Annotated in this window: 17 protein-coding genes; 6 read left to right on the top strand and 11 right to left on the bottom strand. The window is 44.9% G+C overall.

Translation table 11 applies throughout. The annotated features are described in order from the left end of the window. Window positions 1–181: 181 nt before the first annotated feature. The 4 genes from L5M71_RS16465 to L5M71_RS16450 all read right to left on the bottom strand — a co-directional run bounded on the left by L5M71_RS16465 (window position 182) and on the right by L5M71_RS16450 (window position 2,938). Window positions 182–640, bottom strand: coding sequence for a DUF6985 domain-containing protein (locus L5M71_RS16465; RefSeq protein ID WP_263208747.1), 459 nt, complete (start codon window positions 638–640; stop codon window positions 182–184). After that, window positions 640–1,191: an SMI1/KNR4 family protein gene (locus tag L5M71_RS16460; protein WP_263208744.1), complete on the bottom strand. Its 552-nt coding sequence runs from the start codon at window positions 1,189–1,191 to the stop codon at window positions 640–642. The genes L5M71_RS16465 and L5M71_RS16460 overlap by 1 nt, the downstream gene beginning before the upstream one ends. 595 nt (window positions 1,192–1,786) lie before the next feature. After that, complete coding sequence (locus L5M71_RS16455) at window positions 1,787–2,461, bottom strand: class I SAM-dependent methyltransferase (RefSeq protein ID WP_263208742.1); 675 nt, start codon at window positions 2,459–2,461, stop codon at window positions 1,787–1,789. 105 nt (window positions 2,462–2,566) lie between these two features. Next, a complete protein-coding gene (locus L5M71_RS16450; protein ID WP_263168522.1) occupies window positions 2,567–2,938 on the bottom strand; it encodes a hypothetical protein in 372 nt (123 codons plus the stop codon). 292 nt (window positions 2,939–3,230) lie between these two features. Here L5M71_RS16450 and L5M71_RS16445 point away from each other — a divergent pair, with 292 nt between their 5' ends. Next, a complete protein-coding gene (locus tag L5M71_RS16445) occupies window positions 3,231–5,351 on the top strand; it encodes a putative bifunctional diguanylate cyclase/phosphodiesterase (protein ID WP_173248158.1) in 2,121 nt (706 codons plus the stop codon). Between the two features lie 436 nt (window positions 5,352–5,787). On the opposite strand, the gene L5M71_RS16440 is transcribed toward L5M71_RS16445, so the two are convergent. Beyond that, a complete protein-coding gene (locus tag L5M71_RS16440) occupies window positions 5,788–6,408 on the bottom strand; it encodes a tRNA-uridine aminocarboxypropyltransferase (protein ID WP_263147483.1) in 621 nt (206 codons plus the stop codon). Window positions 6,409–6,546: 138 nt separating this feature from the next. Beyond that, window positions 6,547–7,755 carry a multidrug effflux MFS transporter gene (locus tag L5M71_RS16435; protein WP_113940291.1) on the bottom strand — a complete coding sequence of 403 codons (1,209 nt, stop codon included), beginning with the start codon at window positions 7,753–7,755 and terminating at the stop codon, window positions 6,547–6,549. 113 nt (window positions 7,756–7,868) lie between these two features. Here L5M71_RS16435 and L5M71_RS16430 point away from each other — a divergent pair, with 113 nt between their 5' ends. After that, window positions 7,869–8,840, top strand: coding sequence for a LysR family transcriptional regulator (locus L5M71_RS16430; RefSeq protein ID WP_113940290.1), 972 nt, complete (start codon window positions 7,869–7,871; stop codon window positions 8,838–8,840). Between the two features lie 82 nt (window positions 8,841–8,922). Here the strand turns inward: L5M71_RS16430 and L5M71_RS16425 are convergent, their stop codons facing one another. Further along, the gene (locus L5M71_RS16425) at window positions 8,923–10,794 is read right to left on the bottom strand and encodes a methyl-accepting chemotaxis protein (protein ID WP_263208740.1); all 1,872 of its coding nucleotides are present in this window, start codon (window positions 10,792–10,794) and stop codon (window positions 8,923–8,925) included. A 376-nt stretch (window positions 10,795–11,170) separates the two neighbouring features. On the opposite strand from L5M71_RS16425, the gene L5M71_RS16420 reads away from it, so the two are divergent. Then, a complete protein-coding gene (locus L5M71_RS16420; RefSeq protein WP_173497987.1) occupies window positions 11,171–11,518 on the top strand; it encodes a hypothetical protein in 348 nt (115 codons plus the stop codon). A 22-nt stretch (window positions 11,519–11,540) separates the two neighbouring features. On the opposite strand, the gene L5M71_RS16415 is transcribed toward L5M71_RS16420, so the two are convergent. Both L5M71_RS16415 and L5M71_RS16410 read right to left on the bottom strand, forming a co-directional pair. Beyond that, window positions 11,541–13,019, bottom strand: coding sequence for a DUF4145 domain-containing protein (locus tag L5M71_RS16415; RefSeq protein WP_263147478.1), 1,479 nt, complete (start codon window positions 13,017–13,019; stop codon window positions 11,541–11,543). 33 nt (window positions 13,020–13,052) lie between these two features. Further along, on the bottom strand, window positions 13,053–13,760 hold the full coding sequence (locus tag L5M71_RS16410) for a hypothetical protein (protein ID WP_105250588.1): 708 nt from the start codon (window positions 13,758–13,760) through the stop codon (window positions 13,053–13,055). A gap of 190 nt (window positions 13,761–13,950) precedes the next feature. Here L5M71_RS16410 and L5M71_RS16405 point away from each other — a divergent pair, with 190 nt between their 5' ends. After that, window positions 13,951–14,481 (top strand): DUF2780 domain-containing protein, encoded by a 531-nt coding sequence (locus tag L5M71_RS16405; protein WP_168827259.1) that lies wholly within the window; start codon window positions 13,951–13,953, stop codon window positions 14,479–14,481. A 100-nt stretch (window positions 14,482–14,581) separates the two neighbouring features. Further along, a complete protein-coding gene (locus tag L5M71_RS16400) occupies window positions 14,582–15,043 on the top strand; it encodes a TerB family tellurite resistance protein (protein WP_105250590.1) in 462 nt (153 codons plus the stop codon). A 177-nt stretch (window positions 15,044–15,220) separates the two neighbouring features. On the opposite strand, the gene L5M71_RS16395 is transcribed toward L5M71_RS16400, so the two are convergent. Both L5M71_RS16395 and yjeH read right to left on the bottom strand, forming a co-directional pair. Further along, window positions 15,221–16,045, bottom strand: a complete 825-nt coding sequence (locus L5M71_RS16395) for an HDOD domain-containing protein (RefSeq protein WP_173248173.1) — start codon at window positions 16,043–16,045, stop codon at window positions 15,221–15,223. Between the two features lie 288 nt (window positions 16,046–16,333). Next, a complete protein-coding gene (gene yjeH, locus L5M71_RS16390) occupies window positions 16,334–17,596 on the bottom strand; it encodes an L-methionine/branched-chain amino acid transporter (protein WP_263185129.1) in 1,263 nt (420 codons plus the stop codon). A gap of 251 nt (window positions 17,597–17,847) precedes the next feature. Between yjeH and L5M71_RS16385 the strand changes: the two genes are divergently transcribed. Then, a complete protein-coding gene (locus tag L5M71_RS16385) occupies window positions 17,848–18,279 on the top strand; it encodes an Lrp/AsnC family transcriptional regulator (protein ID WP_006079646.1) in 432 nt (143 codons plus the stop codon). Window positions 18,280–18,348: the final 69 nt, after the last annotated feature.

The following is an 18,348-nucleotide window of genomic DNA, read 5'->3' as shown; positions in this document are numbered from 1 at the left end:
GCCACCCATTCTAAATCAACAACATAATGCACTTTCGGTTTCTCTACCACCTGTACTGGCTAAAATTACTTGAACAAGAGCCATCATATATGGATGTCTGGCTAAAATGCCTAGCTAAAATTGCCTTTCTGAGTAACACAGTATTGCGCGGGAATAACGGTAATGAAATTTAGTCAGCAACTCACAGAAAATTAAGCTCTTCATCTTGAAGGGATAAAGCACTATCAATGGAGGTTAATAACACGCCATAGGTGTAACCGCAGTTGCCCACAAAAATCACTTGATTACCATTGAGTACCATCACTTCTACCCCATGATCGGTTTCCCAGTTGCAGGAGTAATGATAACGAATTGCCCGAGTCTCCATTGTGCTGGTGTCATCCAATATAATGTACAACGGCTGGGTATTTGTGGCTATTTCATTGATGGTATTTAAAGAAATATCTAAGTCACCGCAATAATCTTCAAAGTACTTATGCATTTTGAGCATAGCATTTAGAATTTGATGCTTCGTTTCTGGTGTCATCAAAGAAACGTCTTCGAGCATTTTTATGCGTAACTTATCGTTGCCCTGAAGCTCACCTTCAATAATCAGTTCACTAGGTTTGTTGAATAATGGGTCGTACATTTTTGTTATCATTAATCCTCAATTAATTCAACTGGATATAGCGTTATTTGCGCCAAGGATTGCTCAAAAAATTGGTTTAGGTTTGGGCTGATAAAGTCCATCATATCGGGGTCATGGGTGTATGCGATGACTTGGCCGATTTTGCCTAATGCCGAGGGCGAATGATCTGCAATCAAGAGTAATGTGCCACCCCCAAATTGGGCAAAGGGCAGCCAACCTTCTTGATACCACCCCGATTGAATTTTGGGGTCCCGCACTTCTGGCTCGTGGTAATTAGCGTAATGCTGTGCCCGTTTTTTCATTCGGTCACGATATGTAAGTGATGAGGCTAATGACAAAAAATCATACCGACAAAAGTAATCTTTTCGGGCAAAGACTGTGCTCCACTCATTGCCGCCATTGGCATATCCCCAAAGCTCCCTTAACGGAGAAACAAATTTAAAACCTAATTGTTTTTCGGCTTCATCTAAGACTGAGTTTGATAAGCCACGATCCAGTTCTAATGTTTGATTCATGTTGGCGTAAATAGCACTCAATGCTTGTAGATACGTCTTAACATCCATTGTATTTATTCCTTCATCTTGACACTTGGCCGCAGTGTTAATCCATTTGCTTTATACCGCGAACATATACACTTGGCGAACTTAGTTAATCGAATTAACCACATAAATTCTATTTTCATATTGCTACGACAGATTCTGTCGCAGCCTTCTATTACTTACTATGCCGCTATTCCAGCCATACCTTATTAACTAGATATACAGCCTAATTTTCAGCGTCAAGTGACCCTTACTCAGTTTGAGCCCTCGCTCACCCCACAAAATATCGGTGAATGAATTAATCGAGCGTCTTGCAAACCACACGCAGAATACGGGTGCAACATCCACTACTCGATGATATAGACCAAGCACTGGCGGCAATTGTGAGTGTAGTCGCGAGGAACACCATAGAACTCAGTTAATACAATCAGATAGGCGTGCAGTAAACAAAAAACTCCCCTACGATGCCCTAGTGATTATCGGGCTAACGGTTAACCCTAATCTTGAGTCAGAGCTTGAGATATTAGTAATAGCCACTGGCATTGCAACAAAAACCATAGAAAATCAGGTATCTATAGCGTCACAAATTGATGATAAGTACATTTAAGCGACAACTGCATTAACTCGACTGATGAATTCCTTTATGCATCTCTTTATGCCTCCCTTTATGCAAGAAGACTACGTCCTTATCAATAATTTCGAGTCGCCAGCCATAGTGATGTGCGATCCACTCAAAGGTCGCTTCGGCGTAAAAATTGATGTGGGTGGGATCGTTTTTATAGTGCCAGCGCGTAAATGCGGTTTGATCTTGCACGCGTTTGGTCATAACCGCCAAAATGCCGTTGTGTTTTAATAACCTATCAAGCTGGGCAAGTAACCCTGCGGCACCACTCACGTGTTCAATGACTTCGGTTAAGGTAATAAAGTCGTATTGGCGGGCTAACGTTTCGGGATTATTAGCGTAATAAAGGTCGTAATTATCTATCTGATAACCGCGCGCCTTTGCCATTAGACTCAATGCCTTACCTTCTCCGCAGCCAAAATCGAGCCCTTGGGCCAAAGTGCTAACACGGCTAAGTAGTGGCTCGAGTGTGCGATTTAAAAATGTTTGATAGCCGAGATCATCGGCATGGTTCTCGTGCTTATCGTATTCGGCTTTTTCTGCCTCGGCCGAAAGATAAAACTCAGAAGGCACGCTCACCAGTTGGCAGGTTTGGCATTGCTGGTAGCTACGCTTCCTATCTTGATGATAAGCGAGTAATTCAACGCCATGACATAAGGGGCAGATATTCAACAACAATTCCTAGGGATAGTAAGGTGCATAGTAATGAGAATAGTCGTAATGCCCACAAATAATGCTAGCACTGACTAGCTGAAATCGACTGTGTCGATGGCCTGATTAAGGTTTAGGGATTTTACGCTCTTTTGCGGCGGCTTCTTTTGCTTCCCGTAAATATTTTTGCTCGCGACTTTCTCTTTCGTCGAACTGTTTTTGTGCCTTAAGTTTTTGCTGCGCTTCCCAATCGTTGGTTTGAGATTGTTGCTTAATTTTATCTTCCCGCTCTGCCGTCTCTTTAGTGGCTTGACGGGCCTTTTCTAATTGAGCCTGTTCTAATCGCTGTGAGTCGATGCGAGCCTTATCGGCTTTTTGCTCTAGGGTCAATCTAGGCTTTGGCGCCTCGGCGGCATTCGCTAACGCGAGATGAAAACTAAAGATGAGGACTAGCGATATTAATATTTTAGAGATTAACACTTTAAATAAATACGCCATTCCATGTCTCCTTGTATTCGATAATTGAATGAATCAATGATAAAAGCCAATTCACGCAAGATGTGCAAAACATAGCATAAAATCTGCCTAAGCTTGAAATATGCAGCAGGTGTTCTTAAAAAATATGCTTGAATACAAGTCTTAAACTACACTTTTTAAGTTTCTATTTGAGTGAAACAACAATTAGGTTTATTTTTAACCCCATTGGAATGATGTACTATTGGGCAACTTCGTGTTCAACGAAGACCTAAAATGGGATGTGACTATTTTGCGTCACAAGGGAGTATCCTGAATGATCAGATGGCAACACTTACTTAAGAAACTCAGTACAGATGATCCTGTACTGCAAGAAAAGCTGTCTCTCTGGCAAGCACATCCCCATAAAACCCCCTTAGCCTTAATTCAAGGCTTTAGCTTTATTAGTGCCAACCAAGCCACCCTCAGTTATTTTGAGACTGAATACGATGCTTTTGTGAATGCGACTCCCTATGATTTTTCTCCGAGAATCCAATCTTCAGGCCGCAATAGTGTTGAATTTGCGCGGGAAATGATCCTCGAAGCCATTGCAGGCAATAATGTTGAATTCAACTGGCTGCACATGAGCCAACAAGGCAATGAACTGCCGACTCGAATTAATCTCTATCGCTGTTATCTGCAACAACAGCCCGTGGTACTCGTTGAATTACAAGCTCTTAATCGCCGCAATCAAATGCGCGAAACGATTTCTGATGGTTTTGCTCATATTCCCAAAGAAATTTTGTCGACCACGCTCGAAGAAAGTGCCGAAGCTGTGTATATCACTGACACTGATAATCAAATTTTGGCTGTCAATAAAGCCATGTGCCGTATTTGCGGCTATAGCGCTGAGCAGCTCATCAGTAAAACCCCTGAATTTTTAGAGGTAAGAACCCATAATATGGGGGAAGAAACCGAATGCCAAATCGCCTTGAAACAAAGGGGATTTTGGCAGGGCGAAACGTGGAAAAGACGTTCAGATGGCAGTAACTTCCCTGCTTGGCAAAGCAGTCGTAAAATCGTCACTGAAGATGATGCTCATTATAATGTGAATATTTTCAGTGATATTAGTACGAAGAAACTATTAGAAACCCAGCTAACAACTCGGGCTATGTACGATACCTTGACTGGATTACCTAACAGGTTCCATCTCAAACAGATCCTCAATAGTGCCCTCGAAAAACTTAAAACTGATCCCCTCGCACTGGGCGCGTTGATGTTTTTAGATCTCAATGGTTTCAAGAATATCAATGACAGCTTCGGTCACTCCATGGGCGATAGAGTATTACAACTCGTCGCAGCCAGACTCGAAGCAGGTTGTATCGAAAAGGCCGATATAGCCCGTATGGGAGGAGATGAATTTACCTTAGTGCTGCAAGACTGTAGCTGTAAAGATGAAATTCAGCTGTTTGCAGAGCAGATTCTCAGCTTATTTGAGAGCCCCTTTGAAATTGAAGGCCAAAAGTTCTTCCTCGGCACCAGCATAGGCATCGCGCTATTTCCTACCCACAGTAACCAAGCGGGACAGCTGATTAGTCTTGCCGATACTGCCATGTATTGCGCTAAAAAGAGCTTACCGCATCTCGTGTTTTACGATAAGGAGATGAGCCTAGCAGCCGAGTTAAAATTACAGTTAATCAATAACCTAAGACATGCGCATAGCCTAAAACAATTCACTCTCGCTTATCAAGCCATAGTCGATTTACACACAAATCAAACTATTGCTGCCGAAGCCCTGCTCCGCTGGCAGAAGTCACCGACAGAATATTATGAAGCTGCCGACTTTGTGCCATTGCTTGAGGAAACAGGATTAATTGTCAGCATTGGCCAATGGGTATTAGAACAGGCCTGTGTACAAGCGGCCCTCTGGCGAGCACATTATCAACCCGACTTTAGAATTTCAGTCAATGTGTCACCACTGCAATTGGAACACTTAGATTTTATCGACCAAGTGATAAATGCCTTAGAAATGGCGAAGTTACCCGCTGAAGCACTGATTTTAGAAATTACCGAATCGGCATTGTTACGGCAACCGGAGCAAGCACGACTCACACTCAATCGTATCAAAGCGTTAGGTGTCAGCATAGCCATCGATGATTTTGGGACTGGGTTATCGTCACTCAGTCGCTTAGGGACTTTGCCAATAGACAGCGTCAAAATTGATGCCGAGTTTGCCTTGCGCTTAAACGAAGTCTCAGGACAAAAGCTCTGCAATGCTATAGTGCAACTCGCACAAGCACTCGACATTCACTTCGTCGCAGAAGGTATTGAAACTCAACAACAAAAAGACATAATGACAGATATGGGCCAAGGTTTCGCCCAAGGATTTCTATTTGGCTACCCGAGTTCAGTCGAAAACTTCACCCAAGCCTTTCTTGCGGAAAAACGCTTAGCCTAGAACAGATTTAGGACTGCCGATGTTCGCATCAGCTCGATAATCCGACTTGCGTACCAAATTAACGCTCTCAACGTTTACAACGGAAAACGAAAGATTCCGCTAAGGTTTTATCGAAATATTTTGATGGGTCGCGAACTAAGGGGAAAGATTTTCTTGCAGAAAACACCATATTTAAAGCTCGATAGCCCTGCCAGCACGCCATTTACTAATAGTAATGAATGGAATTACTCCCCTGCAAAGCAATTGGCTGGCAAAGCTATCTCATCATTTGCTGCGCAAATGAATCCTAGTTATTAAACCGTATTTCACATTAAGTTAGCGTGATCTGAATAAGATTTTGACTATTTTAATTCGTACGGAGTCTCAAAACTCAATAACTTAAAAGCACTAATTCATACTTAAAAAATCTAAGACTCAATAGCCTTAACCCCATCAACTATACCTTACCACTGGATTCATTTGAGTTCTGATAACGAACCTGCACTGTACTCGGCATCGCCTTAATCCGCAGTTCCACCATAGCATCAAATGCCATCATTAACGGCTGAACATCAAGGGTAGGATCGAGGGCGCTTAACATATAAGCGCAAGCTTCTAAGGTCGATAAACTATCGCTACGACTCGATTTACGGATCCGATAGCGCGATTCATAACCTTCAGCCAAATGCACCGCAGGATACTGGGTTAACCAAGGATTCAGCTGCAGCATTTTGAATGCCTTACGCCAAGTGCCATCGAGCAACAGCAATATACAATCAGGATTAATACGTTGCTGTTCAACACTTACACTTAACGCAGAGGGATAGACGAGATAAATCGGCATATTACACGCCGCTAAATATTCTCGTAAGCCTTTGAAATCAGACTCACTTTCACCCACATAAACTTGCGTTTTAGGTACAGCAAGACTTAATACCCGCACACTATTCTTCTTATGTTCGACTTCACTCGGGTGCTGTAAAACCACCAACTGAGTCATTGGAGAGATAGGCTGAACACTCGCACATAAGCAAGCATTTTGCGGATAACGACAGATAGAACAATAGTGACGAGACAAGCTTTACCCTCGTAGTGAGTTATTTTACGAGTATACCAAAGGATAAAAGGGTATAAGACACAACAAAAAATACCCACAGTTCGCGGTCAAACAAACTGTGGGTAAAGGGTGTACTCTGTAATTAATCAGTGCCGCGAACTAATGCTCGCCAACTAACTGCTCTTGGTGCCAGTGGTCGAATCGACTCAGCGCCATCATCAACAATAAACCGATAGAAAACACGCCCATGACGAGTGCCACTGCATAAGGTGCAGTTAAATTCGTTTGCTGTATAAGTCCAGCTAAAACGGATGCACCACTCATCTGAATAAAACCTAGCATAGCCGCGGCAGTCCCCGCTCGTTCACCGAAAGCTGACAGTGCCATACTCGTCGCAGGGCCGAGTAAGAAGGCAAATCCCACACATAACAACATCATAGGTAACATGAAGTTAAAAGCTGCTGCCATCCCTGTATTTGGACCAAACTGTTGGCCCGCCACTGTCGCCACTGAAGACAGAACGAGTAAGGACAGAGCCAAAATAACCGTTGGACGATTACCCAGTTTGCGAATGACGATCGGTGCCGCAAAACAGGCCACGATATTGAACACAGCATTGAGACCGAATAAACCACTAAACGCCAGCTCAGAAACCCCTAAATGCCCAATCAACCACACAGGCGCATAAGATACATAACTCAAAATAGCCGCCATAGCAGACATACAAGCAAAGGCATAAAACAAAAAGTGGGTGTTACCGAGTACAGGTTTGAATCTACCCCAACGGTAAAGTGGACCAGTAGTAACAGTGTTGGCTGGACGAGTCTCAGGTAAGCGATAACCGACAACGAGCATCATCAACATGGCATATAACGTCATGAAAACGAAGGTTGAACGCCAGCCGAATTGCATCGCTAACAAGCCACCTAAGGTTGGTGCTAAAGCTGGGATCACGCAAATCGCTCCATTTAAGTAACTGTAAATTTTAGCGCCTTCTTTTTGTGAGTAGCAGTCGCGCACCGCACTAAACACCACGATAGAAGTTGAACAGGCGGCTAAACCTTGCAGCACACGAGCAATCTGTAACCAATGAAACTCGATGGCCGCGGCAGCGAGAAGACTACTTGCGCCGTAGAGTAAGACCCCGAAAATGGCCACAGGACGGCGGCCATAACGGTCGGCTAATGGCCCAATCAACACTTGGCCTAAGCCCATGGCGAATAAAAACAATACGAGCGTGGATTGCACATCACTGGCAGATACGGCGAATTCTGTCGCCATAGTTGGCATTGAAGGTAAATAAATATCGATGGCTAATGGGCTGAGCAGCACCATAGACATCAGGATAGGTAACAGATTGCGCCGCATAAATAATCTCAGTTGATCAGGGAAAGGTATTTCAGTGGGCGCTATTTTAATTAACTCAAGGTATGAACAGAAATGGTATAATTTCCAAAGTAAATTTCCTCTGAGGAATATCTGTGAATATCGACAACTTAGCCAGAATCGATTTGAACTTGCTGGTCATACTCAAAGTACTGCTAGAGGAGCAGAGTGTCACTCGCGCAGCCAGCCGATTACATATAAGTCAGTCTGCCCTAAGTAAGAGCTTAAATCGACTCAGAGAAACCTTAGATGATCCCCTATTTCAGCGCACGGCACATGGCTTAAAACCCACCGCGCACGCCCTCATTCTTGGGCAAAAACTGCCGAATATATTGCAAGACTTGTATCAACTCACTCAGCCTCCGACCTTTAATCCTGCCAGTAGCAATCGACAATTTTCTTTTGCCATGGTGGAAAGCGCCTATGAAACCTTAATCCCATATTTTATCGGCCCTATGCTGACCACGGCACCCAACGTCAAACTCGACTCCTATGTCTGGACCGAAAAATCGATGCAGGATTTGCAGCAAGGGCAAATCGACTTTGGCATTTCAGGGCGGGATTTGCATCCACTGTCGGATTTTCAAGTGGATCGCTTGCCAGAAGGGATTGCCTATCAAACATTATTTACCGATCAACAAGTCTGCTTAGTGCGAGAGGATCACCCGCTGATGGCGGCGCTCACCTCAGAACAATGGAATTTACCCCTTTACCTCGATATGGCCCATGTGCAGGTTCGTTGTGAAGGTAGTGATTGGTGGGCACTGGATTACTTTCTTGCCGATCTTGGGCATAGACGCCGGATCAGCACGACTGTACCCGACTTTTATGGTGCCGCCAGCGTTTGCGCCCACAGCAATTTAATCTTCACTCTGCCTTCAAGCTTTGCCCGTCACGCCTGCCAACTTTATCCGCTCAAACAACTGCCACTGCCTTTCGAATTTATGCCAATGGCCTATGTACTGTTATGGCATCAAAGAAATGATGAAGATCAAGGACATAAATGGATTAGAGAAACCATTTGTCAAAGTGTGGCTAAGTTATTCAATCCCACAGAAATGCTTTAACACGACAAAACGGCCAGTAAAAAGCCCGACAAAGTAAAGGCTTTATCGGGCTAATATCGAGACAAACAATTAAGAATAGCGATTACAGAATAAATGTCGCGACTTGCGCATTCAGGTCATTAGCGCGAGCTTTTAAGCCCCTCGCCTGTGCCAAATCTGCCATGGCCGATGCGGTAATCTCATCAGTCACATCTTTAATCGCAACCGTATTCTGGGTTATTTCACCCGTCACTTGAGTCTGTTCTTCCGCTGCGGTAGCAATTTGGCCTGCCATATCTGAAATCACGTTGACCGCTTGCGTAATTTCTTCAAGGGCTTTCGCCGCCGCATTGGCATCTTCTACGCTATGACCCGCTAATGCTTGGCTGCTTTCCATCAAGCTGACTGCTCTAGCAGTAGTGCGTTGTAGCGTTTCAATCGTGGTATGTACTTCCTGAGTCGAATCTTGTGTACGACGTGACAGTACTCGAACTTCATCGGCAACGACCGCAAAACCACGGCCTTGCTCGCCAGCACGAGCCGCTTCAATAGCTGCGTTAAGCGCCAACAGGTTAGTTTGCTCAGCAATCCCTTGAATTGTCGCCAGGATGCTCGAAATAGATTTAGCATGACGGCTCAAGTCTTCAATGACATCCGTTGCTTGAGTCACTTCATCGGCGAGGGAATTAATCGAGTTACGAGTTTTATTGACTAACTCTTTGCCCTGTAAACTGCTCGCTGCAGACTGTTGAGCCGCTGTTGCCGTGTTCTCAGCATTGGCTGCGATCTCATTAGTCGCACTCGCCATTTCAGTTACCGCAGTCGCGACCATAGCGACTTCTTGCTGCTGACGTTGTAATTCCGCAACAGAAGTTTGCGTGGTGGCAAGACTACGTTCAGCATCGGCATCTAATTCATTCGCTAATTGGCGAATATGGCTGATCAGCTGATGTTGACTACCCACAAAGCGGTTAAAGCTGTCGGCAAGCACGCCCACTTCATCTTGAGTATCAACAGAAATACGTTGAGTTAAATCACCATTGCCATCGGCAATACGCGCAAGTGCTTGCGATACTCGACTCAGAGGACCCAGCAAGACACTTACTAGCCAAGAAATGGCTAATACACTTAAGATCAACACGAGTGCAGAAAGCCCAAACTGAGTGAGTAACAAGCTCGACAGTGGCGACTCTAGCGTTTCCTTATCAAGCACTAACACTAATTCCCAATCTGTATTAGGGATATCAACGCTCCAGACTAATTTGTCACGTCCTTCATTTTCAAAATACATAGGTAACAGAGTGCCCGCTGCACGGCTTTGTTCTGGTAAGTTGCGATTAAGCTCGTTATCGATTTCAGCTATAGGTTTCATCGTCTTAGCTTGATCTTTATAAGCGATCACTGTGCCGTCTTTGTGCATCATGATGGCATAACCGTTTGCCGGTAACTTCATCCGATTAACACCGTCAACTAGGCTTGCGATAGATAAGTCACCACCCACAACACCTTGTGCGGTAGGCTGCGCCATAGTCACAACCAGAATGTTATATGCAACATCCACGTAAGGTTTTGTCAAAATAAGACCGCGTTCACTGATGGCTTGTTGATACCAAGGGCGGCTGCGAGGATCATAGCCCGTACGATCAATACTCGGATCAGAATCCAACATTTGCCCTGCTTGAGAGCCAAAATAGGTCAGCTGAAAACGGCCCGATGCCTGTGCTTGTTGAAGTGTATTGAGGCTGTCACCTTCAACTTTGTTCGCCAGGGCTCCCATAATATCTTGGCGGCCAGCCAACCATTCTTGGATCCGCTCAGCCTGCTGTTCACCTAAGCGCTGCACTTGTTCTAGGCTGTTTTGTAACAGCTGGGATTTTTGGCTGGAATAACTTTGCCATGACAACAAACCAATCACGAGTGAAAGGGCTGCCACGACAGAGAACAGAATTTTTTGCTTGAGCGAATATGAGTTCATGTTGGCGTCTAATTAATTAACAAAGCAGTGAAACAAGAGGGTGTTTGAGCGGGTCGAACGAACATTTACAACCAATATAATAAGGCGGCTAACTGAGTTAAAACTGCAGTTAAATTTGAGCTGAATTTTCTCATATTCTGTACAGTTAGCAAAGAAATTGCTCAGATTTACATCAAAAAGATTTTAGCAAACACATATAATTAACCAACCGTTATTCGAGCAACAACATATAGATAGGCATGCGATCACATATCAAAGTAATGCGCAACACCCAAATGGCCTCTGGAGTAAAATAAAGTAAATTAATCAAGATTAACGTGACCTAGACGCACTCGCTATTGCACACTAAATGTCCACTGCCTATCGAGGAGTTCTTATGATTTTTCAACAGTTCCAACAGAGCCCACTGCAGACCCGAATTTCTGGCCCACGGGCTTGGTTAGCGATGGCAATTAGCATTAGCCTAATTTGTTTATCACTATTTTTATTGCCCTTCGTGCTCTTATTTGGCGCCATTGCGCTCGGTTGTTTAGTCCTATTTAGCCGTTTTTATATGGCACGTCAGTTGGCTAAATTTAATCAGGCTCAGGCAAACGCAACGCAGCATGCCCACGCGACAGAGGAGCCGCAGAGTCAGGTTTATGGATCTGACACTATTGTTAGGGAATCTAATGCGGCACGCCATCAAGGGCGCACTTTTGAGCATAAAGAGGATGAACACTAGTTCAATCGAAGCAAAACTGCGCTCAAGCGAGTAAGGTCTGGGCGCGTTTAAGGCTATGAATTTCGGCGGGATCTTGGGTTACCTCAAGCACATTTTCAATCTGTAATACCAGTGAACGCCACAGAGGCTCGATAATATCCGCCTCTTTTTTATTGGCATTTTGCCGTGCCAGCTTAAGTAAAGCCGCAGATCCAACGACATCAATTCGCCCTAAGATACCGTCGGCCAGTGCCATACTCAGCTCAATCATCGCAGGCACACTGTGGCTATATTTGATCACTTGGCGCAAATAATCCTCAGCTTGAGTCAAATCACTGCCAAAGGCATTGTCATCATTGAGCATATGTTGCGCCCGCGTGAGCATAGCATCGAGTTGTCCTTGCTCGGCAGCTTCGGCCATCCAATGCTCACTGGCAATCATATCTCGAGTACAACCATCTCCATTGGCAAGCATTAATGCTAAATGATACTGAGCATGGGGATAACCTGCTTGCGCGGCTTTGCTTATAAAATGATAAGCTTGAGTTAAGTTCTTTTGCTGGTAATGCAATACACCTAGATTCGCCATCGCTTCGGTTTGCTCGCCATCTGCCGCACCTTGTAAATATTGCTGTGCTAACTTGCTGTCGGGTTGAAACGACTCACTGCCTACAAGATAAAAATATCCCAATAACGCCATCGCATTGACCACACCTGCTGCTGCTGCAGTGGCAATGATCTGTTCACCTTTAGCCACTTCTGGCGCGCCTTGATAACCGTGGATCAGTGCTACGCCATGCTCATGTAAGGCTTCCATGTGCTTAGGTGCCGCAAGGGAAAACCAATAGGCCGCTCGGGCAAAACTGTCAGCTGCGCTAATGTGAGAAATGGTATTTAGAGGTGAAACTGTGGATAAATCTTGGCTTGATATAGCTTCGGCTTCTGCCGCAAGTTCTTGCTCTTTGAGCAGTTCTTGTTCTTTCAGTATCAAAGCCTTGATCTTAAACGATATCCCCACCAAATACTGCGCTTGCGGGTCATCTTCCATCACAGCGCGGTAACATAAGTCCCTCACCGTCATTGCGTCAGTCGCTTCATAACAGTAGTCAGGGGCAACTCGACCTTTAACCTTAGGATACAAGTGCTCAACTAAAGTCAGGACATCTTTAATGGATTTTTGCGCTAGCGCGAGTAATTGTTCTTGGGTGAGATGGTATTTCTCAGGATGAGCACCGCGGTTACCGTCGGCACGCAATCGATGCAGGGCACGAGTGGTCTTCACATCAATCACGCGCCGCTGATTTAGCTGTTCGATCCTATCGTATAAATTCGGACTGGAAAACGCGATTTGCTTATCTTGCCCCAGTAACTCTGTAAGTTTATGGGTAAAACTGCGAATGTGCAGCAGCGACTGTGTCGGCACATCCTGCACATAGCTTTTCGCCTTGAGGTAATCATCACTCAAGGAGACCGAAAAATCGTGGATAAACTCACTATCCTTAATGACTGTTTTCGTCCCCATGAGTGATTCCCTGCAGGCTGAATTGATGTTGCACTATTCGACGCTTGGTTTTTTCGACACCATATATAAGCGGAACAAAGCGACGTTAACGAATAATCCAATAAAAGACATAAAAGTATCCGCTAACATTTGCACAGGTAATCCGCCCATGGACGCTAACCCAGAAAGCTGGCTACCTATGACTGAGAGTGGTAAATATAACATCAATAATGCAATGGTTTTCAGTACGATAGGGCCACTAAAACTAAAACTACCCTTAATCGCTTCTAGCGGTGTTAAGCGCTCAACCACAACCATAAAGTTCACATAGGCTAAACGCGCAAAGAGATAGAAGCTAATTACCAATCCTACCAGCCACACAGGACCGAAGGCGGCAAACAGCATCACTGGTGCTAAAATCGCTAGACCAGAAAACACCCCAGCCAATAATAATGGTGGAACAAAAGGTAAACTCGCCTTCAACACCACTCCCGCTGAAGGACTATGCCCTTGTGAGCGCAGTTCTAAAAACAGAGTCAAAGCGGCAATTAATACCGAAAAAGTAAGTAGTAACAGCATCATGGCGATCATATGCGGCGCGCCAAACTGTGGGTTTTCTAGATCAACTTTACTCATCTCTATACCAAGCCATAACTGGATCCCCACTTGGATCAAGAGTAATGGGATCGTCAGCATAGCGAGTTGCGCCAGATGATTACGGAAGAAGTTATAGGCTTCTGACAAAATTGCGGATAGTGACATGCGACTTTCCAAATAATTGAAATGAATTAACACTTAGAATTGCCGCTAAGGATACCGAAAATCCCTTGGCAATGCACAGTAGAAATCACCAGTGTGAACCGTAAATCACAGAAAACTACTGCAACAAAAGTGACAAACCCGCTAAACTGTCCAGCGAACTCGTGCGCAAACCATCAAAGGACGCTTCCATATGAAACACACTCTGACCTTCTCTATCCTCCTCAGCACTTGTATTTTAGCGGCGCCCGCCAGTGCAGGCTGGTTAGATAACTTGGCAGGAACTCAAGCCAAAACTGAAAAAGCGACCACTACAGCAGCGGCAACTCAGTCGAATGATTTAGTTGGCAGCGTCATGTCACAATTGGGTTTAAACCAAACTCAAGCCGAAGGTGGCTTAGGCAGTTTATTAGGCTTAGCGCAATCAAGCCTAGGAACAACCGACTACTCAAAACTGGCTGCCAGCATTCCTAATGCCGATAGTTTGCTCGCCGCTGCGCCTAAATTGGACTCAAAATCGGGTGTTTCTGGCTTATTATCCAAAGCGGGTGATTTAGGTTCATCACTGCAAGGCAGTGCTATGGTTTTAGACGCCTTTGAAAAATTGGGCATTTCTAAAGATCTAGCAATGCCAATGATCAACATAGCTAAGTCTTACTTAGATACCAATGGCACTGAAGGCACCTCAGACTTACTGGTGAAAGGTCTGAACTCGCTACTGTAATTCAGTCTTACCTCACCCTAAGCAATACAAGGTTTAGGGTGAACTTTCACTTCCCAATCGACTCTACTTTATATTCCCTCCAGCATGAGAACCGCCAAATATGATTGCGAAATTAAGACGATTTTTTGAAGCTCATACTCAAGCAGTCTCCCCTGAAGACAAGGCACATCAACTTAAACTGGCCGCAGCGAGTATGTTACTTGAAGTCGTGTTTGCCGATGAGACCTTAACGGCAGAGGAAGAAGCCTTATTACCTAAGCTGCTAACCGATACCTTATCAATGTCAGAAGTAGACGCTAAGATACTGATTGATGAAGCTAAAAGCGTACAAGGCAGCGCGACCTCACTCTTTGAATTCACCTCAGCCATTAACGCTGAATTTAGCCTAGCGCAAAAGCAGCAATTGTTGCTCGCAATGTGGCAACTGGCCTACGCCGATGGCCAGCTATCCCAATATGAAGACCAGATCATTCGACGCACCGCCGATTTGTTGCACCTCAAACACAGCGAGTTGATCCAAATGCGTAATCTTGCCATAGCTGCAACCCAACAAACTGGCTAGCCACATCCACTATTCAATCAAAGTGCAAATCAACAAAAGCCCATAAAAAAGCGTGAATGCGAAACACCCGTTCCCCATTCACGCGATTGCTTTCTTAAGACTAAATTGATATCGCTCTTTGGCTAAAAATATTTTTACTGCCGCCCTACTCACCAAAACACTAAGCTAAACAAGCTCCTAAGCTAACGCTTTACCGATTTCATATCCCGAACCGTGTAATTCAGTCAACTTAGTCCTTAGCCCGCCCATCTCCATCTTCAATCCTTTCTTAGTCGCTAATTGAGATAACCAACTGGTTTTTTCATCATCCTCAATCGTATCCCACTCATCTAGAACTTTGTAAGATAAGCATAATAACGCAGCAAGTTTTGAAAATGGGTTTGAATCCTTAGGGTGGTCTTGATACAAAATGCCTTGCACTAACGCTGGTGTAAACTTCCAATTTTTCGCTAGTAATGCGCCAATATCAGGGGAATCATATCCAAGTAACTCGCGCTCAAACTGATGCTTATCTTTACCCTGCGCCACAGCTTCGGCAATTTTCGCCGCATCTTCAGGCGATACTGCCGCAATCAATAGATCGCCAATACGATGTAAGATACCGCAAGTAAAAGCTTCTTCTGGGACTGCGCCACAACGCTTTGCCATTTCTTGGCTATAAAGCGCAATCTCAAAGGTTTGCCCCCAAAACTGGGCTAAATCTATTCCTTCACACTTAGGGACGGCACCAATCACCGCCGATGCTAGCACTAAGGTTCGTAGGGTTTGCATCCCAAGACGCACAACAGCTTCATCGATAGTGCCAACCTCTCGACTGCGTCCATAGTGGGCACAGTTAGCAAGGCGTAACACCCTAGCGCTAATTAAGGGATCGTGTGAAACTTTAGTGGCAATGCTTTTTACTGTCGCATTGTCATCATTGACCGCATCTAACAATTCACTGATCGCCTTAGGTAACCTAGGTAACTCATCGACACGATTGAGCAACGCAGCTGAATCCATATTTATTCTCCTTCCGTATGAATGATCAAAATATAGAACACAAGTTATCGCCTCGCTCACCGAGATACATTAAATATCAGTAATGTGCAGTCCTTCGGCAACAAAGCTTGGCGGCCATCAGACTTAAGGTTTACCTCTTTATTTCATTCAATTTAATCGCACTCAATCATATCCAGTTTCGAAATCCACTAAGCCACACAAAAAAGCCCCAAACTCTTATGACAATAAAGAGTTCGGGGCTTTTTTAATTAACCCATCATGTTGATTTAGCCCCAGAGGGTGCGAATATTACTCAGGTAACGCCAAACTTTGTTTGCGACTAATATGGGTCTTTTGCCACCACAAAAATGGCGCGACCACTAAGATCAACACAAGCACGTAGGACATACTTGCACCTAGGGCAAAACCTAATACTAAGCAAAACGCACAACCCAGCGCCACCAGCGGCCAATTGTGCCGTGGTAATAACTTAGCGGCAGCGAGCATAGCCATCAAATAGATCACCACAAATACGCCGTTGCTCCATGCAATAAGGTGCTCTAACTCTTGCCCGGTAAAATAAGTCAGTACGATAACGCTTGCCATCACAGATAACAGCGCAGCAAGTGCTCGAATAGGTACACCATGAGCATTCTTAACGGCAAAGAAGCGCGGTAAAATGCCTTCACAACTAAAACTCCAGACCAGACGTGCCGCACTGGCCGCATACACGTTAACGGTTGCCAATCCACTTGCGATACCTAACACACCAATCACTTGTGCGCCGTAACCACCGAGTAGTTGGTCAAACACGCCGATCATGGCAACACTTTTATCTGTCGGCACTAATAGCAATAAAAGTGTACAAGCCACATAAATCACGCCCACCAGCACTGTGCCCATCATCATAGCGGGGATCATATCCTGCTGCGGACGACGAAAATCATCGGCAAGATGCGTCATAGCTTCTATACCCAAGAAACTCCAAAAAGCGATGCCAGCGGCAATCATCACGGTTGGCATTTCAGGCATACCATGGCTAGCAAGTGTCGTGAGATGACCTTGCTGAAAACTACTCGCACCAAACAAAACCACAACAACGGCGACAATGCAAAGTGTCAGGCCAAATTGCAGCTTAGCCGACACTTGGATGCCTCTTAAATTAATCAGAAACAAGCCAAAAATCACGAGTATTTCAACACCAACCTTGGACCAACCAGATATCGGTATTAAGGCATTCACAAACTGGAAGGTCATCAAAATCGCGGCCGGCGCCCCCATGGGCACAACCAGTAAAAAGATCAGTCCAATTGTTCGACCAGCAGTGCGACCAAAGGCTTTCTCGACAAAGTAAGCGGGGCCTGCGGCATGTGGAAATACACTCGCTAAACGACCAAAGACCAGTGCCACTGGAATAATGGCCAAGGTTAACAAGATCCATGCGACTAAGGCGCCAGAATGCGCTTTTTCAATAGTCATCTGAGGCAAAATAAATACCCCTGTACCGAGCAAAGTGGTCGCCATTAAACCCGCACCTTGCCAACGACCTATAGTTCCGCTATTTGAATTCATCTGTTAATATTCTGTGGTTTTTGAGCTGTCAGTATAATGAGATTTCGCCCTACAATCTGCCGTTAATTTCAGTGTTCTCCACGTCCAATACCGGCAAAATCGCGGCAAATAACGTTATTTCCATCAAAATGACGGCCAGCTTAAATTTTGGTAAAATTTTAAGCAAAAATACTCAGCAAATTCTGTGGTTATTCAAACCAATGGCAAAATAACACACAGATTCAATATAGCCATTTTCACTGGAGTCACCCTTGGATAAATTCGATACGGCCATCATTCATAGTTTGCGTCAGGATGCACGCCAGAGCGTGTCGAATATCGCCGAACAGGTGAACCTTTCCCGCAGCGCGGTAGCCGAGCGCATAAAAAAGCTCGAACAAACGGGAGTGATCCGTGGCTATCAAGTGCTCTTGAGTGAGTCGCAAAAAGAAGGAGTATCGGCTTATTTCGAAATCCAGCATCAATGTCCACGTTGCGCCGACGTGGTACACGTATTCCAAGCGATTCCCGAAGTGATTACCTGCCGTGGTATTTCTGGTGATATGGATTTACTCGTGTACGTGCATGCGCCTTCGATGCGCCGCCTGCATGAGATCCGTGAGTATATCGACACTCACACTGACATCATCAAGATCAAAACCCATGTGGTAATGAGTGAATGGATTAATAACCTCGGCGAGTAAATCGTGCCTCCCTAAAACAAGAAACGCCACCCTTAGGAATAAGGTGGCGAGGCCCGTTTGGAGGCAGGG

This window comes from Shewanella sp. SW1, assembly GCF_025653545.1.
GTDB classification, from domain to species: Bacteria; Pseudomonadota; Gammaproteobacteria; order Enterobacterales; family Shewanellaceae; genus Shewanella; species Shewanella oncorhynchi.
This window is presented reverse-complemented; position numbering and strand designations above follow the sequence as displayed.

Bases quoted from the DNA above. Each gene is read 5' to 3' on its own strand.
- L5M71_RS16415 (WP_263147478.1), bottom strand. From the start codon at position 13,019: ATGGGGACGAAAACAGTCATTAAGGATAGTGAGTTTATCCACGATTTT.
- L5M71_RS16445 (WP_173248158.1), top strand. From the start codon at position 3,231: ATGATCAGATGGCAACACTTACTTAAGAAACTCAGTACAGATGATCCT.
- L5M71_RS16420 (WP_173497987.1), top strand. From the start codon at position 11,171: ATGATTTTTCAACAGTTCCAACAGAGCCCACTGCAGACCCGAATTTCT.
- L5M71_RS16395 (WP_173248173.1), bottom strand. From the start codon at position 16,045: ATGGATTCAGCTGCGTTGCTCAATCGTGTCGATGAGTTACCTAGGTTA.
- yjeH (WP_263185129.1), bottom strand. From the start codon at position 17,596: ATGAATTCAAATAGCGGAACTATAGGTCGTTGGCAAGGTGCGGGTTTA.
- L5M71_RS16425 (WP_263208740.1), bottom strand. From the start codon at position 10,794: ATGAACTCATATTCGCTCAAGCAAAAAATTCTGTTCTCTGTCGTGGCA.
- L5M71_RS16410 (WP_105250588.1), bottom strand. From the start codon at position 13,760: ATGTCACTATCCGCAATTTTGTCAGAAGCCTATAACTTCTTCCGTAAT.
- L5M71_RS16400 (WP_105250590.1), top strand. From the start codon at position 14,582: ATGATTGCGAAATTAAGACGATTTTTTGAAGCTCATACTCAAGCAGTC.
- L5M71_RS16465 (WP_263208747.1), bottom strand. From the start codon at position 640: ATGATAACAAAAATGTACGACCCATTATTCAACAAACCTAGTGAACTG.
- L5M71_RS16435 (WP_113940291.1), bottom strand. From the start codon at position 7,755: ATGCGGCGCAATCTGTTACCTATCCTGATGTCTATGGTGCTGCTCAGC.
- L5M71_RS16460 (WP_263208744.1), bottom strand. From the start codon at position 1,191: ATGGATGTTAAGACGTATCTACAAGCATTGAGTGCTATTTACGCCAAC.
- L5M71_RS16450 (WP_263168522.1), bottom strand. From the start codon at position 2,938: ATGGCGTATTTATTTAAAGTGTTAATCTCTAAAATATTAATATCGCTA.
- L5M71_RS16405 (WP_168827259.1), top strand. From the start codon at position 13,951: ATGAAACACACTCTGACCTTCTCTATCCTCCTCAGCACTTGTATTTTA.